This is a genomic window from Rhodococcus sp. S3, from assembly GCF_058211795.1.
Genome location: NZ_CM177074.1, coordinates 222,065 through 242,902, shown reverse-complemented (window position 1 = coordinate 242,902; position 20,838 = coordinate 222,065). Strand labels below are relative to the sequence as shown.

Annotated in this window: 23 protein-coding genes and 2 pseudogenes; 13 read left to right on the top strand and 12 right to left on the bottom strand. The window is 66.4% G+C overall.

The window, feature by feature from the left end; translation table 11 throughout:
* Positions 1–36: 36 nt before the first annotated feature.
* From AC0LPE_RS01130 to AC0LPE_RS01120, 3 genes and pseudogenes are all read right to left on the bottom strand, one after another.
* Complete coding sequence (locus AC0LPE_RS01130) at positions 37–420, bottom strand: hypothetical protein (protein WP_229566799.1); 384 nt, start codon at positions 418–420, stop codon at positions 37–39.
* Between the two features lie 28 nt (positions 421–448).
* Positions 449–1,096, bottom strand: coding sequence for a trimeric intracellular cation channel family protein (locus AC0LPE_RS01125; RefSeq protein ID WP_490605461.1), 648 nt, complete (start codon positions 1,094–1,096; stop codon positions 449–451).
* Between the two features lie 13 nt (positions 1,097–1,109).
* Positions 1,110–2,340: pseudogene (locus AC0LPE_RS01120) on the bottom strand (amidohydrolase).
* A 188-nt stretch (positions 2,341–2,528) separates the two neighbouring features.
* Here AC0LPE_RS01120 and wzm point away from each other — a divergent pair.
* On the top strand, positions 2,529–3,377 hold the full coding sequence (gene wzm, locus AC0LPE_RS01115) for a galactan export ABC transporter permease subunit Wzm/RfbD (protein WP_006553471.1): 849 nt from the start codon (positions 2,529–2,531) through the stop codon (positions 3,375–3,377).
* On the opposite strand, the gene AC0LPE_RS01110 is transcribed toward wzm, so the two are convergent.
* The 3 genes from AC0LPE_RS01110 to rfbB all read right to left on the bottom strand — a co-directional run bounded on the left by AC0LPE_RS01110 (position 3,365) and on the right by rfbB (position 7,929).
* On the bottom strand, positions 3,365–4,849 hold the full coding sequence (locus AC0LPE_RS01110) for a glycosyltransferase family 39 protein (RefSeq protein WP_490605460.1): 1,485 nt from the start codon (positions 4,847–4,849) through the stop codon (positions 3,365–3,367). The two genes, wzm and AC0LPE_RS01110, sit on opposite strands and share 13 nt — an antisense overlap.
* A 24-nt stretch (positions 4,850–4,873) precedes the next feature.
* Entirely contained in the window at positions 4,874–6,778 is a 1,905-nt protein-coding gene (locus tag AC0LPE_RS01105) for a glycosyltransferase (protein ID WP_016692651.1), read from the bottom strand.
* 143 nt (positions 6,779–6,921) lie between these two features.
* A complete protein-coding gene (gene rfbB, locus AC0LPE_RS01100) occupies positions 6,922–7,929 on the bottom strand; it encodes a dTDP-glucose 4,6-dehydratase (protein WP_490605459.1) in 1,008 nt (335 codons plus the stop codon).
* A gap of 33 nt (positions 7,930–7,962) precedes the next feature.
* On the opposite strand from rfbB, the gene rfbA reads away from it, so the two are divergent.
* Together rfbA and rfbC are read left to right on the top strand one after the other, a co-directional pair.
* Positions 7,963–8,838 (top strand): glucose-1-phosphate thymidylyltransferase RfbA, encoded by an 876-nt coding sequence (gene rfbA, locus AC0LPE_RS01095; protein WP_490605458.1) that lies wholly within the window; start codon positions 7,963–7,965, stop codon positions 8,836–8,838.
* Positions 8,839–9,420: a dTDP-4-dehydrorhamnose 3,5-epimerase gene (rfbC, locus tag AC0LPE_RS01090; protein WP_490605457.1), complete on the top strand. Its 582-nt coding sequence runs from the start codon at positions 8,839–8,841 to the stop codon at positions 9,418–9,420. It begins immediately after the preceding gene.
* 54 nt (positions 9,421–9,474) lie between these two features.
* On the opposite strand, the gene AC0LPE_RS01085 is transcribed toward rfbC, so the two are convergent.
* Both AC0LPE_RS01085 and AC0LPE_RS01080 read right to left on the bottom strand, forming a co-directional pair.
* A complete protein-coding gene (locus AC0LPE_RS01085) occupies positions 9,475–10,119 on the bottom strand; it encodes a DUF559 domain-containing protein (protein ID WP_490606403.1) in 645 nt (214 codons plus the stop codon).
* Between the two features lie 81 nt (positions 10,120–10,200).
* A pseudogene (locus tag AC0LPE_RS01080) lies at positions 10,201–10,314 on the bottom strand (type IV toxin-antitoxin system AbiEi family antitoxin domain-containing protein); the annotation flags it as partial.
* Positions 10,315–10,478: 164 nt separating this feature from the next.
* On the opposite strand from AC0LPE_RS01080, the gene AC0LPE_RS01075 reads away from it, so the two are divergent.
* Entirely contained in the window at positions 10,479–11,582 is a 1,104-nt protein-coding gene (locus tag AC0LPE_RS01075) for a hypothetical protein (protein ID WP_490605456.1), read from the top strand.
* Positions 11,583–11,632: 50 nt separating this feature from the next.
* On the opposite strand, the gene AC0LPE_RS01070 is transcribed toward AC0LPE_RS01075, so the two are convergent.
* The gene (locus AC0LPE_RS01070; protein ID WP_226950042.1) at positions 11,633–12,166 is read right to left on the bottom strand and encodes a GtrA family protein; all 534 of its coding nucleotides are present in this window, start codon (positions 12,164–12,166) and stop codon (positions 11,633–11,635) included.
* Positions 12,167–12,185: 19 nt separating this feature from the next.
* Between AC0LPE_RS01070 and dprE1 the strand changes: the two genes are divergently transcribed.
* Entirely contained in the window at positions 12,186–13,610 is a 1,425-nt protein-coding gene (gene dprE1, locus AC0LPE_RS01065) for a decaprenylphosphoryl-beta-D-ribose oxidase (RefSeq protein WP_145691287.1), read from the top strand.
* Positions 13,610–14,371 (top strand): decaprenylphospho-beta-D-erythro-pentofuranosid-2-ulose 2-reductase, encoded by a 762-nt coding sequence (gene dprE2 / locus AC0LPE_RS01060; RefSeq protein WP_490605455.1) that lies wholly within the window; start codon positions 13,610–13,612, stop codon positions 14,369–14,371. Before dprE1 ends, dprE2 begins: the two co-directional genes overlap by 1 nt.
* Positions 14,372–14,431: 60 nt before the next feature.
* Here dprE2 and AC0LPE_RS01055 read toward each other — a convergent pair whose 3' ends face one another.
* The gene (locus AC0LPE_RS01055; protein ID WP_490605454.1) at positions 14,432–14,662 is read right to left on the bottom strand and encodes a hypothetical protein; all 231 of its coding nucleotides are present in this window, start codon (positions 14,660–14,662) and stop codon (positions 14,432–14,434) included.
* Between the two features lie 245 nt (positions 14,663–14,907).
* On the opposite strand from AC0LPE_RS01055, the gene AC0LPE_RS01050 reads away from it, so the two are divergent.
* On the top strand, positions 14,908–16,836 hold the full coding sequence (locus AC0LPE_RS01050; protein ID WP_490605453.1) for an arabinofuranosyltransferase: 1,929 nt from the start codon (positions 14,908–14,910) through the stop codon (positions 16,834–16,836).
* On the opposite strand, the gene AC0LPE_RS01045 is transcribed toward AC0LPE_RS01050, so the two are convergent.
* Positions 16,811–17,251: a DoxX family protein gene (locus tag AC0LPE_RS01045; RefSeq protein WP_059382146.1), complete on the bottom strand. Its 441-nt coding sequence runs from the start codon at positions 17,249–17,251 to the stop codon at positions 16,811–16,813. The two genes, AC0LPE_RS01050 and AC0LPE_RS01045, sit on opposite strands and share 26 nt — an antisense overlap.
* A 128-nt stretch (positions 17,252–17,379) precedes the next feature.
* Here AC0LPE_RS01045 and AC0LPE_RS01040 point away from each other — a divergent pair, with 128 nt between their 5' ends.
* The 6 genes from AC0LPE_RS01040 (at position 17,380) to AC0LPE_RS01015 (ending at position 20,433) form a co-directional block, all read left to right on the top strand.
* Positions 17,380–17,682 (top strand): SAV_915 family protein, encoded by a 303-nt coding sequence (locus AC0LPE_RS01040; RefSeq protein WP_019290341.1) that lies wholly within the window; start codon positions 17,380–17,382, stop codon positions 17,680–17,682.
* Complete coding sequence (locus tag AC0LPE_RS01035) at positions 17,679–17,954, top strand: hypothetical protein (RefSeq protein WP_019290342.1); 276 nt, start codon at positions 17,679–17,681, stop codon at positions 17,952–17,954. Before AC0LPE_RS01040 ends, AC0LPE_RS01035 begins: the two co-directional genes overlap by 4 nt.
* Before the next feature lie 95 nt (positions 17,955–18,049).
* A complete protein-coding gene (locus AC0LPE_RS01030) occupies positions 18,050–18,463 on the top strand; it encodes a hypothetical protein (protein ID WP_490605452.1) in 414 nt (137 codons plus the stop codon).
* Positions 18,439–19,041 carry a hypothetical protein gene (locus AC0LPE_RS01025; RefSeq protein WP_490605451.1) on the top strand — a complete coding sequence of 201 codons (603 nt, stop codon included), beginning with the start codon at positions 18,439–18,441 and terminating at the stop codon, positions 19,039–19,041. Before AC0LPE_RS01030 ends, AC0LPE_RS01025 begins: the two co-directional genes overlap by 25 nt.
* Before the next feature lie 76 nt (positions 19,042–19,117).
* Positions 19,118–19,777: a hypothetical protein gene (locus tag AC0LPE_RS01020; RefSeq protein WP_490605450.1), complete on the top strand. Its 660-nt coding sequence runs from the start codon at positions 19,118–19,120 to the stop codon at positions 19,775–19,777.
* Positions 19,771–20,433: a hypothetical protein gene (locus AC0LPE_RS01015; RefSeq protein WP_490605449.1), complete on the top strand. Its 663-nt coding sequence runs from the start codon at positions 19,771–19,773 to the stop codon at positions 20,431–20,433. Before AC0LPE_RS01020 ends, AC0LPE_RS01015 begins: the two co-directional genes overlap by 7 nt.
* 10 nt (positions 20,434–20,443) lie before the next feature.
* Here AC0LPE_RS01015 and AC0LPE_RS01010 read toward each other — a convergent pair whose 3' ends face one another.
* Positions 20,444–20,812: a phosphopantetheine adenylyltransferase gene (locus AC0LPE_RS01010; protein ID WP_143543535.1), complete on the bottom strand. Its 369-nt coding sequence runs from the start codon at positions 20,810–20,812 to the stop codon at positions 20,444–20,446.
* Positions 20,813–20,838: the final 26 nt, after the last annotated feature.

Sequence of the window (20,838 nt, the reverse complement as noted above, 5' to 3'; positions counted from 1 at the left end):
GGGAGGGAGAGAACGGCGTGGCCGGCAGCCGACCGGCTATTTCGGGCACGTCCCGGCGTAGCGATCCAGACCGAGGCCGCCGTTTCGCTTCTTGCTGCGTCCGGTCGGTCCGCCCTTCGGCGAGCGCACCCAGGTGCCGGACGAGTCGAGTCCGGGCATGCGTTCGCTTCCGAACCTGCTGTACCGGGTCTCACCGTCGACGGTCAGCACACCGTCCTGCACGTCGATGTGCGCGACGGTCGCCCAGTACGAGTTCTTCCCGTTGCCGACGTACACGAGGATCTCGTCGGCGTGGTGGGCGCAGATACAGCCGGCGGCGGAACTGTACGAGTGGCCGGGCGACTCGGGCCAGATGGTTGCGGACGGCGACGGAGACTGACGCGCGGCCGATCGAGTCCGGCGTTGTTTGCGAGAACGCATCGAAAATCGACAACAACACCGGTTTCGGTCAGGCCGGTTTCGGTGGGTCGGGGTCGCCGAATCCCCGAGGACGTGGCGCGTCGAGATCGTAACGGACCCCGACCATTCGGATGACGAAGCACAACGCCGCAGCCCCGAGCGCTGCGGGCGGCGTGGGCACCTCGAGACTCTCGCAGACGACGAGGACGGTCGCGGCCACCAGCGCAGGAATGGCATACAACTCGCTGTTCAACACGACCGGAACCCGCCGGATCAACACGTCGCGCACCGTGCCGCCCCCGACCCCGGTGATCGCGCCCAGGATGATCGCCTGCACCGGACCCAACCCGAGATCGAGGGCCTTACTCGCACCGGTGACGGCGAACAGACTCAAGCCTGCGGCGTCGAACACGGTGATCGGCTTGGACAATCGCTCCAGCTTGCGGCCGAAGAGAGCGAGAAGGCTTCCGGCAGCGGCCACCGCGAGATAGCGCCAGTCGCTGAACGTCGCGGGCGGAAGGTCGTCGATCAGGGTGTCGCGGATGATCCCGCCACCGAGCGCGGTCACCATCCCGAGCGTCACCACGCCGACGATGTCGATCCTCGCGACCCGCACGGCGGTGAAGGCGCCGTTGACAGCGAAGGCGAAGGTGCCGAGCAGATCGAGTACGAGCAGCAACGTGCTCTGGGTAGTCACGCGTCTCCGTCCGTCATGCAGTCCCCAGGAACGCCCGCGCAGCGACAGTCAGAGCAGCCGTCCCGGCGTCGAGGGTGGGCTGACGAGTGGTTGACCGGCACGTCGTCGGCGATGCGCCCCTCGACTTCGGCCTGACGGTAGAGCTCGGGATCGGTGCCACCTATCCCCCAGTACGTGTACGGAATGCCGAGCGCGCGGGGAATGACGCTGAAGTCCTCACTGGCCGTCTGCAACGGAAGTTCACCCGCGCCGTCCCCGAAGTGCTCGGCGAACGCCGCCGCGACCCGCTCGGTGACCACGGGGTCGTTGTCCGTCATCGGGTACTGGTCGAACAGTTCGAACTCGGGTGGTCGCGGCGAACGGGAGGCGTCGCACTCGGCGACGACGATCCGCTTCACAGCGGTGAGGATCGCATGACGGGTGTCCTCGTCGTAGTCGTAGGTGCGGAGGTTGAGCAGGATCGTCGCCGTGTCCGGAATGACGTTGCTCTTCGTCCCGGCCTGAATACTGCCGACGGTCAGTACCGCAGGCTCGCCGGGCCGGGTCTCCCGCGCGATGATCGTCTGCAACCGGACGACGATCATCGCGGCGAGGACCACCGGGTCGACGGAGGCCTGCGGCATCGACCCGTGCGCGCCGCGGCCGTGAACGGTGATGCGCATGCTGTCCGCGGCCGAGAGGGTCGGCCCGCTGCGCGTGCCCACGAGCCCGGCCGGGAAGGCCAGGACGTGCTGGCACAATGCCACGTCGACCTTCCCGACGATCCCGGCGAGCCCGTCGTCGACCATGCGCCGAGCGCCGTCGGCGACCTCCTCCCCCGGCTGGAACACCGCGACCAGCCGCCCACACCACTCGCCGGCGCGGGACAACAGCTCCACCGCCCCGACGAGACATGCGACGTGCATGTCGTGCCCGCAGGCGTGCATGACAGGCGTCGCGTTGCCGTCCGCGCCGGTCGCGGTCACGGAACTGGCGTAGTCCAGACCGGTCTCCTCCCGAACCGGCAGGGCATCCATATCGGCGCGCAGCAGCACTCCGGGCCCGTCACCTCGCTGTAGGACCCCGACGACACCCGTGCCACCCACACCGGTGTGCACCTCGCACCCGGCGGCCCGTAACCGCGCGGCGACCTCCGCGGCAGTGCGCGACTCCTGGTGCGACAACTCCGGGTGGGCGTGCAGGTCGCGGTAGAAGTTCTCCTGGTCCGCGCGGATCTCGTCCAAGCCCTGCAGAGCAAGCGTCATGACGTCTCCTCGGTGGTCGGATCGGTGGTACCACGGTCCGGATACCGCACCGGACCGCAATCGACACGGGCGTGCGGTTCTCGTCGAGAAAATCGTGCCAGATCGACAGGACCTGCGCATCCGTCGGGAGTCCCGATCACCCCGCGCCCCGGCAGGCCGCATTTGCGCCGCGGGTAGGCTCGGGACCCGTGTCTGATGCCCTCACCGTCGACGACGAACCCATCGAGTCGTCCTCACGCTCGTTCCGGCGCGCGTTCCAGGATCTGCGCGAAGGCTTCAACCACCGCGAACTGTGGTTGCTGCTCGGCTGGCAGGACATCAAGCAGCGCTACCGCCGGTCGGTGCTCGGTCCGTTCTGGATCACGATCGCCACGGGTGTGTCGGCGATCGCGATGGGTGTGCTCTACGGCACGCTGTTCAACCTCGACGTCCCGGAGTTCCTGCCGTACGTCGCGCTCGGCTTCATCATCTGGAACCTGATCCAGGGGTCGATCCTCGAGGGCGCGGACGTGTTCATGTCCAACGAGGGCCTGATCAAACAGCTGCCGACGCCGTTGAGCGTGCATGTCTACCGGCTGGTGTGGCGGCAGATGATCCTGTTCGCGCACAACATCGTCATCTACATCGGCATCTTCATCTTCTTCCCACGTCAGCTGTACTGGACGGCCTTCCTCGCCATCCCGGCGCTGGCGTTGATCGCGATCAACGCGGTCTGGGTGTCGCTGGTGTTCGGCATCCTCGCCACGCGCTACCGCGACATCGCGCCGCTGCTCGGCAGCATCGTCCAGCTGTTGTTCTTCATGACGCCGATCATCTGGACGGAGAAGACGCTCGAGGGCACCGGCAACGAGGGTCGGGCGCGGATCGCGGAGATCAACCCGCTCTACCACTTCCTCGACATCGTGCGGACCCCGCTGCTCGGCGGCGACCAGCAGCTCTACCACTGGGTCATCGTCCTGATCATCACCGTCGTCGGCTGGGGTATCGCCCTGCTCGCGCTGCGCAACTACCGCTCGCGCGTCGCCTACTGGGTCTGAGTCGGTTCGAGCCGGACGAGCTGTGAACGGTGGATCTGCTCCCTGTCGGTGATCCGGAAACCGACGGCCTCGAGCTCCCGGTAGGTGTCGGTCTCGGTGAACCGGTGGGGGTCGAACCGCCACCACACGTTGTTCGGGTGCCACACCCGGAAGCCGGTCTCGCGCTCGCCGTCGGCGATCACCCACAGCACCTCGCATCGGGTCGCCGCGCGTCGGGCGAGTTCCGGTGGCGGGGCGTCGGTCGACCACAGGTTCACGCGGTCGGCGGCGTCGTACCCGAGCCCCACGTCGTCGAGTCCCTCCACCGCGTCGGGCCGGGCGTCGACGACGGCGCGCAGTGACGTGGGTGCCCACGAGACGCGCGGTTCGAAGGCAACACAGTCGCCTGGTTCGGAGCGTTCGACCAGCCGGTCGGCGATCACGCTGTAGTCCATCCCGCCTGGCTTGCCGAACGGCTGTCGCTGCTGCACGTAGGCCGGCGCGACGCTGACGGCGACCGCCGTCAGCACGATCAGCATCGACCACCAGCGCGTGGCAACGCGGGCTGCGGCCCAGCCCACCAGCAGCACCATCGCGGGCACCGTGAACGACAGATAGCGCTCGAGGTACATGTTGTCCTCGAGCAGCGAGTAGCCGAGCAACAGCACCATCGGCACGGCGAAGCCCGGTACCGCGAGCCAGAGCAGGGTGCGCTCCCCCGGCTCCGCACCACGACGGACCGCGACGATCACCCCACCCACGGTGATCGCGGCGCACAATGCCGCCGTCCACGGGGCCTGCGGGAACCACTGGTCGAGAGCGATCGTGCGGACGATCGTCGAGTCGAGCGGGGGAATCCACGCGACCTGCTTGGCCTGCGAGTACGCGAGCAGCACGAACGGCGTCGACAAGGCCGCGCCCACCCCTGCGGACAGCAGGAACGCGCCGCGTCCACGACCACGGACCAGCACGGTGAACAGATGCGCGACGACCACCGTCGCGGAGTACACGAACATCACCGTCGCGACGGGCAGGACGACGGCGTACAGCGCCCACCAGCGTCTACGGCCGGTCGTGCATCCGAGCGCGACCAGCAGCGACAACACCGCGACCAGCCCCACAGCGAAGGCATAGGATCGCGCTTCGGTGGCTGCCCAGGTCACCCGCGGCGACAGCGCGAACAGCACCCCGGCGGCGATCCCCACGCGACGACCCGCCAGCACCTGGCCGGTCGCGGTGACAGCGGCGGCACCCACCCCGAGCGCGAGGACACCCGGAAGGCGGGCGGTGAACTCGTCGACGCCCACCAGCGAGAACCAGTGGTGCAGCAGAAGGTTGTGCAGGCCGTGGACGGCGTCGATCCGGGTGTGGACGCGGAGCATCCCCTCGACGGACCGGTCGGCGCTCGAGATGGTCGCGGCCTCGTCCCACCACAGCGAGGGCACCCACGAGAACGCCCCTGCGACGAGCACGGTCGCAACCCCGACGAGCACGGGAAACGACCATGCCCGCACGGTCTACCCGTCGATGCCGTACAGGCGCGCCCAGTTCTCGCGGCTCGTGAGCTTGGGCAGCGCTTCCTGCCAGACCGTCTTCATCCGGGGAGCTTCCTTGCGGAGCTGCCAGCACACCTTCGCGGTCTGCTTCGCGAGTTCGACGGCGGTGTCCTTGTCGCGGTGACGCACCCGCACGGCGTTCTGCGAGGCGTCGGTGACGACGGCCTTGTCGAACAGCGACACGTGCCACCAGGCGGCGAAGTGCGCGGGCACGGTGACCGTCCGGCGGTCGACCTTACCGGCGAACTGCTGCACGGCACGCTTGAGCAGCACCAGCCCCTCGCGCTTCTTGTCGGGCTCGAACTGCCACACCGACATCTGCGTGTGCGGGTCGGATTCCTTGCCCACCTGCGCGGCCGGCAGCGGCTTCGTCTCGGGATAGCGGTCGCGCAGTTCGCGCAATTCCTTCAGCACCGACTGGCCGCCGTCGTAGAGGAAGTCCGGTCCGGCGAGGAAGTCCTCCGCGGCCTTGATGAAGGTCGCGGCGAGCCCGTACTGCATCGAGACGATGAGCTCACTGATCTTGCGGAACAGGTACTTCGACATGTCGTTGCCGTCGAAGCGCCCGTAGATGGACGAGACGATCAGACCGTTGCGGATGCTGAAGTAGCGCGCCCAGTCGTCGTAGTCCTTGAGGTAGAAGTCGGCGTGCCACACACCCGCATTGGGCAGGGTGACCGTCGGGTGCCCCGCGTAGCGGGCGCGGATGCCGTATTCGATGTCGTCCCACTGGAAGAACAACGGGATGGGCAGGCCGCAGTCGGCGATGATCTCGGCGGGCAGCAGGCAGGTCCACCAGCCGTTCCAGCCGGCGTCGAAACGCATGTCCTGCTTCTTCTTCACGAGATCGATGCCCATGCGCGCACCCGGAGTCAGTGCGCCGGCGGTGATCTCGTCGAGCACCTCGCGCTCGGCCGAGACGTGCAGGACCTGCGGGTTGCTCAACGACAGCATCTGGGCGCCGACGATGGTCGGCTGCACCGTCATGTTCGCGAAAGCGTTGAGACGCAACACCGATTCGGGTTCGCACAGGATGTCGTCGTCCATGACGATGACGTTGGCGTGCTCGGCCTTGGCGGAGCCGGTGATCTCGTACATGCCACGCGAGAAGCCACCCGCACCACCGAGATTCGGCTGGGTCAGGTAGATGAGCTTGTCGCCGAGCTTGTCGGCGACCTCGGCGAACGCCGAACGCGAGCGCACCTGATCGGTGCCCTGGTCGACGATGCACACCGCTTCGATGTCGGCCATCGCCCCGTCGTCCGAGGCGAGGGTGCCGACGGTGACGGTGCAGTCGTCGGCGCGGTTGAACGTGCAGATGACGACCGCGGCGGGTCGCAGGCGCTCGGGCGCGGCGACCGTCCAGCGCGCGTCGGAGACGAGCACCGATCCGTTGCTGGCGTCGACGGCGAACCACATCGCACCGCCGTCGACGAACCGCTCGATCGGCAGCTCGAGGTCGAGCTCGCCCGAACCCGACACCGTCTCGACCGTCACGATCCGCTCGCGCCCGCGGGCGTCGGAGGCCCACACGGTGAACTTCGCGGTACCGGAGCAGCCGTAGGTGAGCTGCAGGTTCACGGTCTTCACGTCGGTCCAGCGCTGCCAGAACGTCGCGGGGAAGCGCCCGAAGTAGGTGTTGGTGTGGGCGGTCGCGCCGTCGGCGAGCTGCAGCCCGTAACGGTCGGACGCCGCGTCGCCCTTGGTGTGGACGTACATCTTCTCCGGCACGCGCGGCGACAGGGATGCGAAGACGCCGCGCTGGACGATCAGCCGGTCGCGACGCACCGGCTCGGTGAGAACCTCGTCCAGCGTGTCCGCGTCATGTCCGATCGTGCTTGTGTCGCCGGCAGCTGCCTGCTCCATCGGGCTACTCCCCGCTCGTGGTCGATCCGCTGTTTTCGATGCGACAGTAGCAGCGGAAACAGGAGCTCCACGGTTGTGTGCGTCGTGCACCAGTGTTTCGACCCATTCGCGAATTGTGCCGGGATCACCCCGAACGGCGCAGGTTATCCGCCCAGAACGCGCTCGGTGCGGCTGTAGCCGGCCTCGGTGACGTGCTTCTGTGGCGTCCACCACTGCTCGTTGGCGCGGTACCAGTCGATGGTCGCGGCCAGGCCCTCACGGAAGTCGCGGTAGCGGGGTTGCCAGCCCAGTTCGGTGCGCAGGCGGGTCGCGTCGATGGCGTAGCGCAGGTCGTGGCCGGGGCGGTCGGTGACGAAATCGAACTCGGTCCTGTCCTTGCCGCACAGTTCGAGGACGGTTTCGACGACGGTGCGGTTGTCGGTCTCCCCGTCGGCGCCGATCAGATAGGTCTCGCCGAGCTGTCCGTGTTCGATGATCGTCCACACCGCGCTGTTGTGGTCGTCGACGTGGATCCAGTCGCGCACGTTCGTGCCGGTGCCGTAGAGCTTGGGGCGCACACCGGTGAGCACGTTGGTGATCTGGCGGGGGATGAACTTCTCCACGTGCTGATAGGGGCCGTAGTTGTTCGAGCAGTTCGAGATGGTCGCGCGGACGCCGAACGAGCGCACCCAGGCGCGTACCAGCAGATCCGAGCCGGCCTTGGTCGACGAGTAGGGGCTCGACGGGTTGTAGGCGGTGGCCTCGGTGAAGCGGGCGGGGTCGTCGAGGGCGAGGTCGCCGTAGACCTCGTCGGTGGAGATGTGGTGATAGCGCACGTCGTACCTGCGGACGGCCTCGAGCAGGGTGAAGGTGCCCACGAGATTGGTGTGCACGAACGGCGCGGGGTTGGACAGCGAGTTGTCGTTGTGGGATTCGGCGGCGAAGTGCACCACCAGATCGGTGTCGGCGACGAGCCGGTCGACGAGGTCGGCGTCGGCGATGTCACCTTCGACGAAGGTGATCGTGTCGGCGACGGGGTCGAGGGAGGCGCGGTTGCCGGCGTAGGTGAGCTTGTCGAGCACGGTGACCTGCGTGTCGGGTCGTTCCGCGACGGTCTGATGGACGAAGTTCGCGCCGATGAAACCGGCACCACCGGTGACGAGCAGCCTCATTGGCGCAAGCCTACTCATGCGAGACTGTCCGACATGCGCGGAATCATCCTCGCGGGTGGGACGGGCTCGCGTCTGCATCCGATCACCCAGGGCGTGAGCAAGCAGCTCGTGCCCGTCTACGACAAGCCGATGATCTACTACCCGCTCTCGACGCTCATGCTCGCCGGGATCCGCGACATCCTCATGATCACCACCCCGCACGACGCCGAGCAGTTCCGCTGGTTGCTCGGCGACGGTTCGCAGTTCGGGGTGAACATCACCTACGCGATCCAACCCTCACCCGACGGTCTGGCGCAGGCCTTCGTGCTCGGCGCCGACCACATCGGGACCGATCCGGTCGCATTGATCCTCGGCGACAACATCTTCTACGGCCCGGGCCTCGGCACCCAGCTCAAGCGCTTCGCGTACATCGACGGCGGTGCGGTGTTCGCGTACCGCGTGTCCGACCCGTCGGCCTACGGGGTGATCGAGTTCGACTCCACCGGTCGCGCCCTGTCGCTCGAGGAGAAGCCCGACGACCCGAAGTCGAACTTCGCGGTGCCGGGGCTGTACTTCTACGACAACGACGTCGTCGGGATCGCCCGTTCATTGAAGCCGTCGGCGCGCGGCGAGCTGGAGATCACCGACGTCAACCGCACTTATCTGGAAGCGGGGAAACTGCAGGTCGAGGTGTTGCCGCGCGGCACCGCGTGGCTCGACACCGGCACCTTCGACTCACTGCTCGACGCGTCGAACTACGTGCGCACCATCGAACAACGCCAGGGTCTGAAGATCGGCGCGCCCGAGGAGGTCGCGTGGCGTCTCGGGTTCATCGACGACGAGCAGTTGCGCGCCGCGGCCGAGCCGCTGGTGAAGTCGGGCTACGGCAGTTACCTGCTGGATCTGCTCGAACGAGGAAAGGACCGCTAGGTGCAGTACCGCGAATTGACGATCGCCGGGGCGTGGGAGGTCACGCCGAAACAGTTCGGCGACGACCGGGGCGTGTTCCTCGAATGGTTCAAGCAGGAGACCTTCACCGACGCCGCCGGCCGGCCCCTGGAGTTGACGCAGGCGAACTGCTCGGTCTCCGCCGCCGGGGTGCTGCGCGGCATCCACTACGCGGATGTCCCTCCGGGACAGGCGAAGTACGTCACGTGCGTGTCGGGGTCTGTGCTCGACGTCGTCGTCGACCTTCGGGTCGGGTCGCCGACCTTCGGCAAGTGGGATTCGGTGCTGCTGGACACGAAGGACCGTCGCGCGATCTTCCTGTCCGAGGGCCTCGGCCACGGTTTCCTTGCCCTCGAGGACAACTCGACCGTCGTCTACCTGTGCTCGACGGGCTACAACCCCGACCGCGAGCACGAGGTGCACCCCCTCGATCCGGAGATCGGGATCGACTGGCCCACAACAGGTGCCGACGGCCGTCAGCTCGAGTACGAGTTGTCCGCCAAGGATCGGATGGCCCCCACCCTGGCCGACGCCCGCGAAGCGGGTCGTCTCCCGAGCTTCTGACGATCTGGTGTTCTCGACCTCGCTATACGCCGTCGAGAACACCAGATCTGCGACTCAGGCCAGGGCCTGCCGGATCTGCCGGATCACCCCGTCGGGATCATTGGTGAGGGTGTGCCAGGTGAAGCGCAGGACGTGCCAGCCCGCATTGATCAGCACATTCTGCCGTTCGAGGTCGCGACGATGACGATCCGCGTCACGATGCCAAGCCCATCCGTCCACCTCGATGGCCACCCTCTGCGCCTCGAATGCCACATCGATCTCGAAACCGCAGCTGTTCACATGCGGACGCCATCCGACGATGCCTGCTTCCTCCAGCAACCGGTAGAGGATCCGTTCGGCTTCGGAGTGACCTCCGGTCCTGGCTGTGCACAGGAGACGTTCGGCGGCGCGTGACCCTCGTCGTCCCGGATTGCGTCGGTGGGCACGTTCGAGCAACGCCAGGGTGGTGTGTCGCTGCAGCGCTCGGTCGAGGAAGACCGATCCGTCCTCCAGCTCGACGGCAGCTTCCACTACGGACAGCGGGAGGCCGGTAACACGAAGACCACGCACCGACGTGACGTCCGCGGGCGGCAGGTCGCGGCGACGCAGTCGCACGCCGGTCGGAGCCTTCACCACACGCCGATGCGGCACGGTGACGTAGTGCTGCTTCGGTGCGCGGTCGAGGAGACCGTGCCACCACGCGGCGCTCGGACCCCACACCGTCGCACCTTCTCCAGCTACGTACGCGGCCGCTCGAAGCCGGACCGCAGGACTCCTTTGCCTGTCGGCACGCAGGTAAACGCCGGGCGCGACCGATCGCCACTCCCCCGACCGCACGTAACGGTCGATGGTGGCGACACCGAGTCCGCAGTGCAGAGCCTGCTGCCGGGTGACGATGCCGTCCTGTCGGGACATGAGTGAGTGAACTCGTCGACGTGACATGCCAGGTTCGACGTTCGCGGACCCCGTCCGGTTCCGTCGTCGACAAAATTTGGTGTTCCAGACCTCGCCATACGCCGTCGAGAACACCAGATTGTGCGGTCGCGAGTAAACGATCTTGATGTCATACGATCCCCGACATGGGGGAGACAACGGACGAATCACAGGAGGAGATCGAGCGTCGGATCGTCTCGCACGAGCGTGAGCTCGCAAAACGGATGGGACGGATGTTCGTCGAGACTTCGGTCTTGTACGGCGTGATCGCCGCGTTGATCGAACGGTTCGGAAACGGTGGAAACAATCCAGCTTTTGCATTGACCATCGAGTGGACCGTAGCTCTGACCGTGCTCGCTGTGATCGCAACACTCATCGTGGCAACCAGCGTCACAGCCTGGCTTCCTGATCTCGTCGATCCGGAAAGCTGGCACGGGCTTGCGCGACAACGATCCGCTCGTGCAGCGAATGCAGTTCTGGGACGGATAGCAGCAGTCGTTCTGCCAGCAACCTTCTTTCACGACATTCCCCACTCGTGGCACCTAGGCACTGCCCTTGCTGCAGGGACGTGCTTCGTCATCGTCGGTATCGCTGCCGAGGCAATGCTTGCGATCGCTCCGAAGAGCAATACCGAGACCCGAATTCGAGTGATCCGGATCGACGACGAGATCCGAGAGCTCGAGCGACGTCTGCGCGAACCCGGATCCACGATCCGACCGGCGATCGTCACCGACCTGCTGATCGTCACCGTTCTGACTTTCGCCGCCGTGGCTAGCTCGATCTTCGTCGCGTACGCGGCTGGGGCAGAACTGCCACCGAATGCGATCGCATCCACTGGCACACTTCTGACGTCCTCGATGATCACGACCCTCGCCGCAGCATTTCTCGTCGTCTTCCCCCAGTCGGTATGGAGCAGTCGGCGTCCCGCCGAGAGTGCTGTTCCAATGCTGGCAACAGTCGGTGCCTACTCCGTTGCCATGATCGTGGTCTTCGATCTGCTTCAGATCGTGGACCTCCCGACCGTTGCGAGATGGTTCGTCCTCGGTGTTGCGTCGCTCACGCCATCGGTTCTGGTGATCTTGGGTACGGTCCCGCGCCACGTCCAGCAGACCAGAACTGTCGTCCCCACCTCGCTCCGTGCGCTCCTCGATTGGTGTATCGAACGCGACATCGCGAAGTTGAAGAAGGAACGAACGAGGCTGCGCGAGCAACTGTCGGACAGCCCGGACACACCCGACCCGGTCGCCTGAAAACTTGGTGTTCCAGACCTCGCTATGCGCCGTCGAGAACACCAGATCGGTCAGTGGAGGCGGAAAATCACGACCCGCTGGACGACGAAGTTGATCACCGTCGCGGTGCCCTGGGCGACGACGAAGGCGAAGGGCGTGACCCACCACTCGTCGCCGAGGGCTTCGTTGAGTACGCGGTTGATGCCGACCTGTGCGGCGAACGTCACTGCGTACAGGACCACCACGGCCGCGAAACGGACCCGGCTCGGCGGGGCCTTGAAGGTCCAGCGGCGGTTGATCAAATAGGCGGTGGTGGTGCCGGCCACGAACGACAGGGCCTTCGCCACGTCGCGGGTGACGCCCAGTGCCATGAGCAGGACGTACAGGCCGTAGTCGACGATCGCCGAGAACCCGCCGGTCAGGACGAACCGTGTGAGCTGCGTCTTCAGGTCCAGCGCCTCGTCGGCCGTCGAATCGGTCAACGGCAGTTCGGGAGCCAGCGGGGCGTGGTGCTCCGGCAGCGGCTGCACATGGTCGTGGGATTCCGGCACGCAGACGAGGGTAACGCCCGTGAGGAACAGCATCTTGCCGGGTGACCAGGACACACGGGTAGCCTTTACCCCGATGTCCACGACAGCTACGGAGCAGGCGAGCGAGCCGCTCCCCACCCAGACCCGCACCCTGACCGGCTGGGGGCGCACCGCGCCGACCACCGCAGAGGTGCTGTCCACCCCCGACGTCGAAGTGATCGCCGAGGCGGTCGCGCGGGTCGCGGAAGACAACGAGTCGAAGCCGTCGCACCTGCGTCGCGGTGTCATCGCACGCGGGCTCGGGCGCTCCTACGGCGACCCGGCGCAGAACGCCGGCGGGCTCGTCATCGACATGACGGCGCTGAACAAGATCCACAGCATCGACCGCGACTCGCGGCGCGTGGTGGTGGACGGCGGCGTCGACCTCGACCAGCTCATGCGCGCCGCCCTGCCGTTCGGCCTGTGGGTTCCGGTGCTGCCGGGCACCCGCCAGGTGACGATCGGTGGTGCGATCGGCTCCGACATCCACGGCAAGAACCATCACAGCGCGGGCAGCTTCGGCAACCACGTGAAGTCGATCGACCTGCTCACGGCCGACGGCCAGGTCCGCACGTGCACGCCCACCGGACGCAATTCCAAGCTGTTCTGGGCGACCGTCGGTGGCATGGGTCTGACGGGCATCATCCTCCGCGCGACCATCGAGATGACCCCCACCGAGACGGCGTACTTCATCGCCGACAGTCGCCGCACCGAATCGCTCGACGAGACGATCGCCCTGCACAGCGACGGTTCGGAAGCGAACTACGACTACTCCAGCGCATGGTTCGACGCCATCTCGCCGGAGCCGAAGCTCGGCCGCGCCGCAGTCTCCCGAGGCAACCTCGCGAAGCTCGACCAGCTGCCGAAGAAGCTGCAGAAGGACCCGCTCAAGTTCGACGCGCCGACCCTGCTGACCCTGCCCGATGTATTCCCGAACGGGCTGGCCAACAAGTTCAACTTCTCGGTGATCGGTGAGCTGTACTACCGGAAGACGAAGAACGCCGACAACCAGGTCCAGAATCTGACGGCGTTCTACCACCCTCTCGACCTGTTCGGGGAGTGGAACCGCGGCTACGGACCCAACGGGTTCCTGCAGTACCAGTTCGTGGTGCCGCCGGAAGCGGTCGACGAGTTCAAGAAGATCATCCGCGACATCCAGGCCTCGGGACACCACTCGTTCCTGAACGTGTTCAAGCTGTTCGGTGAAGGGAACAAGGCTCCGCTCAGCTTCCCCATCCCAGGCTGGAACATCTGCGTCGACTTCCGGATCAAGCCGGGCCTGAACGAGTTCGTGCGCGAACTCGACAAGCGGGTCCTCGAGTTCGGTGGCCGCCTCTACACCGCGAAGGATTCGCGGACCGACGCGGAGACCTTCCACGCCATGTACCCGCGGATCGACGAGTGGTTGAAGGTGCGCCGCTCCGTCGACCCCACGAACGTCTTCGCCTCCGATATGTCCAGAAGGTTGGAACTCCACTGATGATCAACGCCGTCGGTAACCCCCAGACCCTGCTGCTGCTCGGTGGCACCTCCGAGATCGGCCTGGCCATCGTCGAGGAGTACCTGCGCAAGGCACCGGCCCGCGTGATCCTCGCGGCCCTGCCCGGCGACCCGCGTCGTGAGGACGCCGTCGCCCAGGCGAAGGCCGCGGGTGCGACGCAGGTCGACCTGATCGACTTCGACGCGCTCGACACCGCTGGCCACCCGGCCGTCATCGACCAGGCGTGGAAGGACGGCGACGTCGACATCGCGATCGTCGCCTTCGGTCTGGATGCCGACGCCGAGGAGCTGTGGCAGAACCAGAGCAAGGCCGTGCGGGTCGCGGAGGTCAACTACACGGCCGCCGTCTCCGTGGGTGTGCTGGTGGGCGACAGGATGAAGGCGCAGGGCTTCGGCCGCATCATCGCGATGTCGTCGGTCGCCGGCGAGCGCGTCAAGCGCGCCAACTTCGTCTACGGCTCCACCAAGGCCGGTCTCGACGGCTTCTACCTCGGACTCGGCGAGGCGCTGCGTCCGTTCGGTCCGCGCGTGACCGTCGTGCGCCCCGGCCAGGTGCGCACGCAGTTCAGCGCGCACGTCGACGAGGCCCCGCTCACCGTGAACAAGGAGGACGTCGCGAAGCTCGCGGTCGCGGCCTCCGATCGCGGCAAGGAGATCGTCTGGGCGCCGGGCACCTTCCGGTTCGTGATGATCGTGCTACGTCACCTGCCGCGGGCGATCTTCCGCAAGCTGCCGATCTGACAGACGTGCACCCTCTGCCCCGCCGGACCCGTTCCGGCGGGGCAGTCGTCTTTTCGGGGTCTACCGGACGTAGCCGGTTCCGCTGTGGATCATCCCGGGCGGCCCGTAGCACCAGTGGTTGATCGACCCTTCGTTCACGAAGACGCCGTTCACGGTGCCGTCCTGTCCCGCCTCGTTCGTCGCGTAGCCGACACCCGGAGTCCCGAGGACGATGCACTGGTAGGGATCGACGCCGTGGTGGTCGTACAACCGGCCGTCGATGGGACCGCCGGGCGCACCCGGTTCGATCACCGGATACGCCGAGGCCTGCGCCGCCCGAAGACGAGGAGAGGTGCCGTCGCGAGTGTTGCAAGGGCCGCACGAACCGCTTTACCTGTCATGATCTGAGCCTTTCGTTCGGATTCCCCGGGCCGTACCGATGGCCCGGTTTCCCGACGCAACTTCCAGGATGAAGGTCCCGACCCGTGGACGGCGGCGTTCTTGCGGCGCGGATCGGGCCGCCACTCGTCTCGCGGACGCATCTCTATGCTCGTGGGGTGCTCGCCGACACTCCTGTAGCAGTAGCCCCGTTACGCCGTGCCGTCTCGACGCTCGTGCAGTTCGTCTGCGCAGCGCTCGTCGCAGCACTCGTCGCGGCGGTGGGGCTGTTCGCCTTCGACCGCGTGCAGTGGCCGGCGTTCAATTCGTCGAACGTGACGCAGGCCGTCACCACCGTCATGCAGTTCGCGGCGCTCGCCGTGCTCGGCCTGTCGATCTATCTGCTGCGTCGTCGTAGATGGGTGACGGGGGCGCGGGTGTTGTCGTGGGCGGCGCTGTCCGGCCTGGTCACCGCGACCCTCGGGATGCCGCTGGCCGCGACCCGCCTCTATCTGCACGGCATCTCCGTCGATCAGGAGTTCCGCACCCAGTTCCTCACGCGGCTGACGGACAGCGCGGCGTTGCGCGACATGAACTACGCCGACCTGCCGTCGTTCTATCCGGCCGGGTGGTTCTGGATCGGTGGCCGTGTCGCGAATCTGCTGGGTATGGATGGCTGGGAAGCGTTCAAGCCGTATGCGATCGGTTCGCTGGCGGTCGCGGCGGTCGTCGCCCTGGTGTTGTGGTCCGAATTGGTCCGCTCCGATCTGGCGGTGCTCGCTGCTACCGCGACGACGCTGGTCGTGCTGGCCTACGGTTCGCCGGAGCCCTACGGAGCGGTGATCGCGGTGCTGGTCGCGCCGGCGTTGGTGCTGGCCTGGGGTGGTTTCCTGCCCGCTACACGCGGTGGCCGGGGACGACAGGGCTGGGGTGCCGTCGTGGGGACGGGTCTGTTCCTCGGTCTCGCCGCGACTTTCTACACCCTCTATCTCGGTATCGCGGCGTTCGCGGTGACGGTGATGGCCGTCGTCGCGGCGTACCTCGCGCGTCGCGCCACCGGGTCGTGGCGGGCGGTCCTTCCGGTGCTCGTCCGTCTCGTGGTGATGGCGTCGATCGCGGTGCTCGTCGCGTTGATCGTGTGGGCGCCGTTCGTGTTCGACGTGCTGGGCGGTAATCCCCCGTCCGAGTCCGGGACCGCGACCCACTATCTCCCCGATGCCGGTGCGCGACTGCCGTTGCCGATGTTCCACATGTCCCTGATCGGATTGCTGTCGTTGCTGGGCACCGTGTGGCTCGTGGGCCGGGCGTCGTCGTCGCATCGGGCGCAGGCGCTCGGCCTCGGGGTGATCGCGGTCTACCTCTGGTACCTCGCGTCGATGGCGTCGACCGCCGTGGGCAACACCCTGCTCGCGTTCCGGCTCGAGGTGATCCTGCTCGTACTGCTCGCTGCGGCAGGCGCATTCGCCTTCGTCGACTTCTCGCGGTGGATCAGCCTGGCCACCAGCGAGAACCCGCGCGTGCGCCGGGTGCTCGTGGCAGTGGGGGCTCTGGGTGCGCTGGCGTTCGCGCAGAACATTCCGCAGGTACTCGCCGGCGAGATCACCGTCGCCTACACCGATACCGACGGGTCGGGCGAACGCGCCGACCAGCGACCCGCCGGAGCCGCGTCCTACTACGCCGAGGTGGACGACGTCCTGCTGTCCCAGCTGGGCGCCGAGCGTGACGACCACGTCGTTCTCACGGCCGACACGTCCTTCCTCGCCTACTACCCGTACTTCGGTTTCCAAGCCCTGACCTCGCACTACGCCAACCCGCTGGCGGAGTTCTCCGCGCGGGCCGCAGCGATCGAGGAGTGGTCGGAACTCTCCTCCCCCGACGAACTGCTCGCCGCCTGGGAGGAGTTGCCGTGGAGAGCCCCCGACGCCGTCGTCTTCCGGCAGGGCGCCGAGGGCTACACGCTGCGTCTGGCCGAGGACGTCTACCCGAACGATCCCAATGTGCGGCGGTACACGGTGACCTTCCCCAAGGAACTCTTCGACGATCCCCGCTTCACCGTGACCGAGGTGGGGCCGTTCGTCGTCGTCACCGCGACGGGCGAATCGGCATGATCCGACGAACTCCGATGTCGCGCAACCACAATCCACCCCAGACGAAGATGCCGGTGTAGATCGGGAAGAGGGTCGTGCTGACGATCGGCTGTTCGGTGAGCAGATTCGTCGCGACGGCACCACCGAGGTAACCGGTGAGCAGAACGGCACCGAGGATCGCGGTGGGCGGCAGGACGTAGGCGATCAGGCAGATCAGCAGGACCACGCCGAACACGCGGTTGAGGCTCGGATCGAATCCGAGATCGGCCATGGCTTCCTGCACCTGCGAGACGTTGGCGATGTGGATGATCGAGTCCCACAGCAGGAACAGGACGACGAGGCCGCTGACGATCAGGCCTGCGATGCGGGCGGTGCGTGAGGGTGCCGCGGCGGTGTCGTCGCGGGTGCCGGTGGTGGACGGGGTGAAGGTGTTCATGACGACCTCCTGGTAGGTGGGCAGCGGTGCTGTCGCAGATACCGACCGGGCAGGAGCCGGAAACTCATCGCGGCTGCGGTAGGGTCTCGGCGAGTCGTACGGGGGGTACGACGGAATCGGGGGATTCGATGAGCGACGTTCTGTATGTGCCGATCCGACGCCGCGACAGTTCCGGGCACGTTCGGCTTGAGATGCGCACACTGCCCGACGGCCGGCTGGCGTTGCCCGCCTACACCTCACCGAAGGAACTGGCCCGCTGCTGCGGACCGCAGCAGCCGTGGATGGGCGTCGACAGCACAGGGCTGCAGGAGATCCACCGGACCACCGGGTACGACGTGGTCCTGCTCGACGGCCGACAACCACCGCCACCCCCGATCGAGGACGACGACCGTCCGTTCGAGGACCCGCTCGGCAGGAGAGCGACCCGGTGAGCATCGACATCGGTGACCTCGACACGGTCGCGAAGCTCCTGGCGACCGGAGCAATGGGAATCGACGAGCTCGGATCCGATCCCGCACCGATACCCGACGCGGGTGCCGCCACCGCACTGCTCGTCGACGCTCTCGGGTCGATTGCTTCCGCGCTGGACGCGGCGGTCCGGTCGCTGGCCGATGCAGCAGACGCCACCCAGGACAGTCTGCGCGCCTACCAGGACGCCGAGTCGCACACTGCTCAGGAGATGGCGAAGGCCGGTGAGAGATGAGCCTCGACACCCGAGTCTTCGGCGACCCCACCTCCTGCTACGCATGCGCGGATTCGCTCACTGCCCTCGCCACGGGTGTGCACGACCGACTGAAGGTGGCGCGCGACGGACGCACCGAGTCCGAGTACGAATTCAGAAGCCCCGCGGGAGATGCGTTCCGCACGACGCTCGACCGCGTCATCACGGGGACGACCGAGGCCGCAGACCAGATCGACGTGATCGCCGCTGCCCTGCGCGCATTCGCCGACAGACTCGTCACCGCCCGGTCACGCATGTCGCAGGCCGAGGCGACAGCGGCGGAAGCCGGTATTCCCGTGGAGTTCGGCGTCGGGATCGGTGAGCCACTCAACGTCGATCCGAACTCGTACGACATCGCACCCCAGGTTTTTCGGACGAAGCAGATCGCAGCCTACGAGGCGGCTGCGGGGCTCGTTGCGGAAGGTCGCGCGGCCGAACCGGAGCGCACAGCGCGCTCGCAGAAGCCTTGCGCGGGCCGACGACGATCCTGAAGGACGCAGAAGCCCAGTGGGAATGGCTCTTGGCGCATACCGTGGGCGGATACATAGCGACGACAGTCTCCGAGCTGTCGAAATGGGGCAACGAAGCCGCTACGCGAGGTGCGACCCTCGCCCGGCTGCGTGAGCTTGCTGCCGAAGCGGCGCGACTTGGCGATCCGTACCCTGAAGCAACAGCCGCCAGGGCTGTTCGAGCCTTCCAGGGCGGAGCGGACGATGCAGCGCGGTTCGCTGCGGAGAACTCTCGCTTGCTTGCGGGGCTCGGTGACAACAAATTCATCGAATCCTTCGGTCGCACCGCCGGCGACTATTTACCAAAAGGTTCGGCATTGGCACAGTTCGGCTCGAAGGTGCCCGTCGTGGGAGGCGTTCTCACCGGACTTCAGACTGCCTACGATGTAGCAAATGCCGAAACCACCGGAGACGCAGTCAAAGCGGTTGCGAAGGATGTCGGTGGTTTCGTCGCCGGAACCGTAGCGACCGAGTTGATACTCGCGAGTGCAGCAGGCGGTCCGGCACCCTTCTCGCTGTTGGCGCCGGGGTCGGTGTCGCGTTCGGTGTGGGCGAAGTGATCGAACACTGGGACGATATCTCCGGCGCTGCCGGTTCCGCGGCGCGCTGGGTGGGAAATCTCTTCTGAGGACATAAATGAATACAACCGACCTGCCCGCGATTCCCGATCCAAACACCGGAGAGCCGCGACCACCCCGTGCGCCACGCATCTACCAGAGAATCGAGCACACGCCGACCGACAGATCCCCACGGAAGCCTCCGGAAGCGCCGGAACATCTCGGACCCGTTCTCGAATGGCTCCAGCCCACCGCCCGTGACCAGTACACGAGCGCGCTCTTCATCGTGGGCATCTCGGTCGCGTACCTCACCCTTGTCGACGGAGGCCTTCGCTGGACCCACATGTGGGTCATGTGGGTCATCATGGCTGTGGGTGCGTGGGTGATGTTCGGCGCCACCAGAAACCATTGGACCGCAGTCGGATCCACCTGGGTGCAGTGGCGCGACGATTGGGTTGACACCTATCACCTCACCCGCATACGATTTTCAGCCGACGGGCCGAACCGCGTTCTCCGTTTGAAAGATGCACACGGCAACAAGATCCACTCGTTCAAGATCAGCGAGATCCAACGCAACCCCGACCTGTGGGACCTGGTCTACAACGGCATCCTCCACTCCGTCGCCTCCGGCAACTGCGACATCGACGCCAAAACCCGCCACATCCTGAAGATCCCCTACGAACTCGGGCCGCGCCCCACCCGAAGCGAACGCATCAGAGGACGACGCCGCAGATGGTGAACCCCATCGATCTACCACCGATGCCGGATTCGATCACAAGCGAACCCCGCCCACCCCGGGCGCCCCGCATCTACCACGGAACGGAATACACACCGCACGACCGCAGCCCACGGAACCCACCAGATGCACCGGACCATCTCGGCCCCACCCTCGAATGGCTCCAACCCACCGTCCGCGATAAATACATCAGCGCACTGCTGATAACGGGAATCTTGATCGTGTACCTCACCGTCATCAACGGAGATTTCCGCTGGATCCACTGGTGGATCATGTGGGTCATCATCATCGGAAGTGCCATGCTGTTGTTTCGAGGCATCGGGAATCACTGGACCGCAGCGGGTATCAACTGGGTTCAATGGCGCGAAGATTGGGTCGACACCTACCAACTCACCCGCATCCAGTTCTCCGCTGACGGCTACAACCGCGTTCTTCGTTTGAAAGATGTACACGGCAACGAGATCCATTCGTTCAAGATCAACGAGATCCAGCGCAACCCTGATCTGTGGGACCTGGTCTACAACGGAATCCTTTATTCCATTGCGTCGGGCAACTGCGACATCGACGCCAAGACCCGCCACATCCTGAAGATCCCCTACGAACTCGGTCCGCGCCCCACCCGAAGCGAACGCACCAGAGGGCGACACAGCAGAGGGTGAGCGCTGTCGATCACCGGGTGAGGGCCGCCGCACCGGCCAGGGCACCGAGGAGACCGACGTCGACCCGGACGATGCGGGTGAGCTCCTCGTTCGCAGGACCGGCCGCCTCGACGAGCCCGACGAACGACCCCAGCGACAGCACCCCCGCCAGCAGGGCCGGCAACCGGTAGGGCGGGTGGACCGCACCGGCGAGCAGCGCAGCACCGACGAGCCCGAAGAAGGTCGCACGGTGCCGCAGAAGCAGTTCGACGTTCCGGTCCCTCGCGTCGACGTCGTACAGACCCTCGACCCGCCGCCGCGACACCACCGCCGTCGCAGGAACGAGGTGAGCGACGCCGACTCCTGCCATGAGTAGCGAACCGATCCTCGATGAACGCATTCCGACTCCTTCGCTTCGTGATCGGA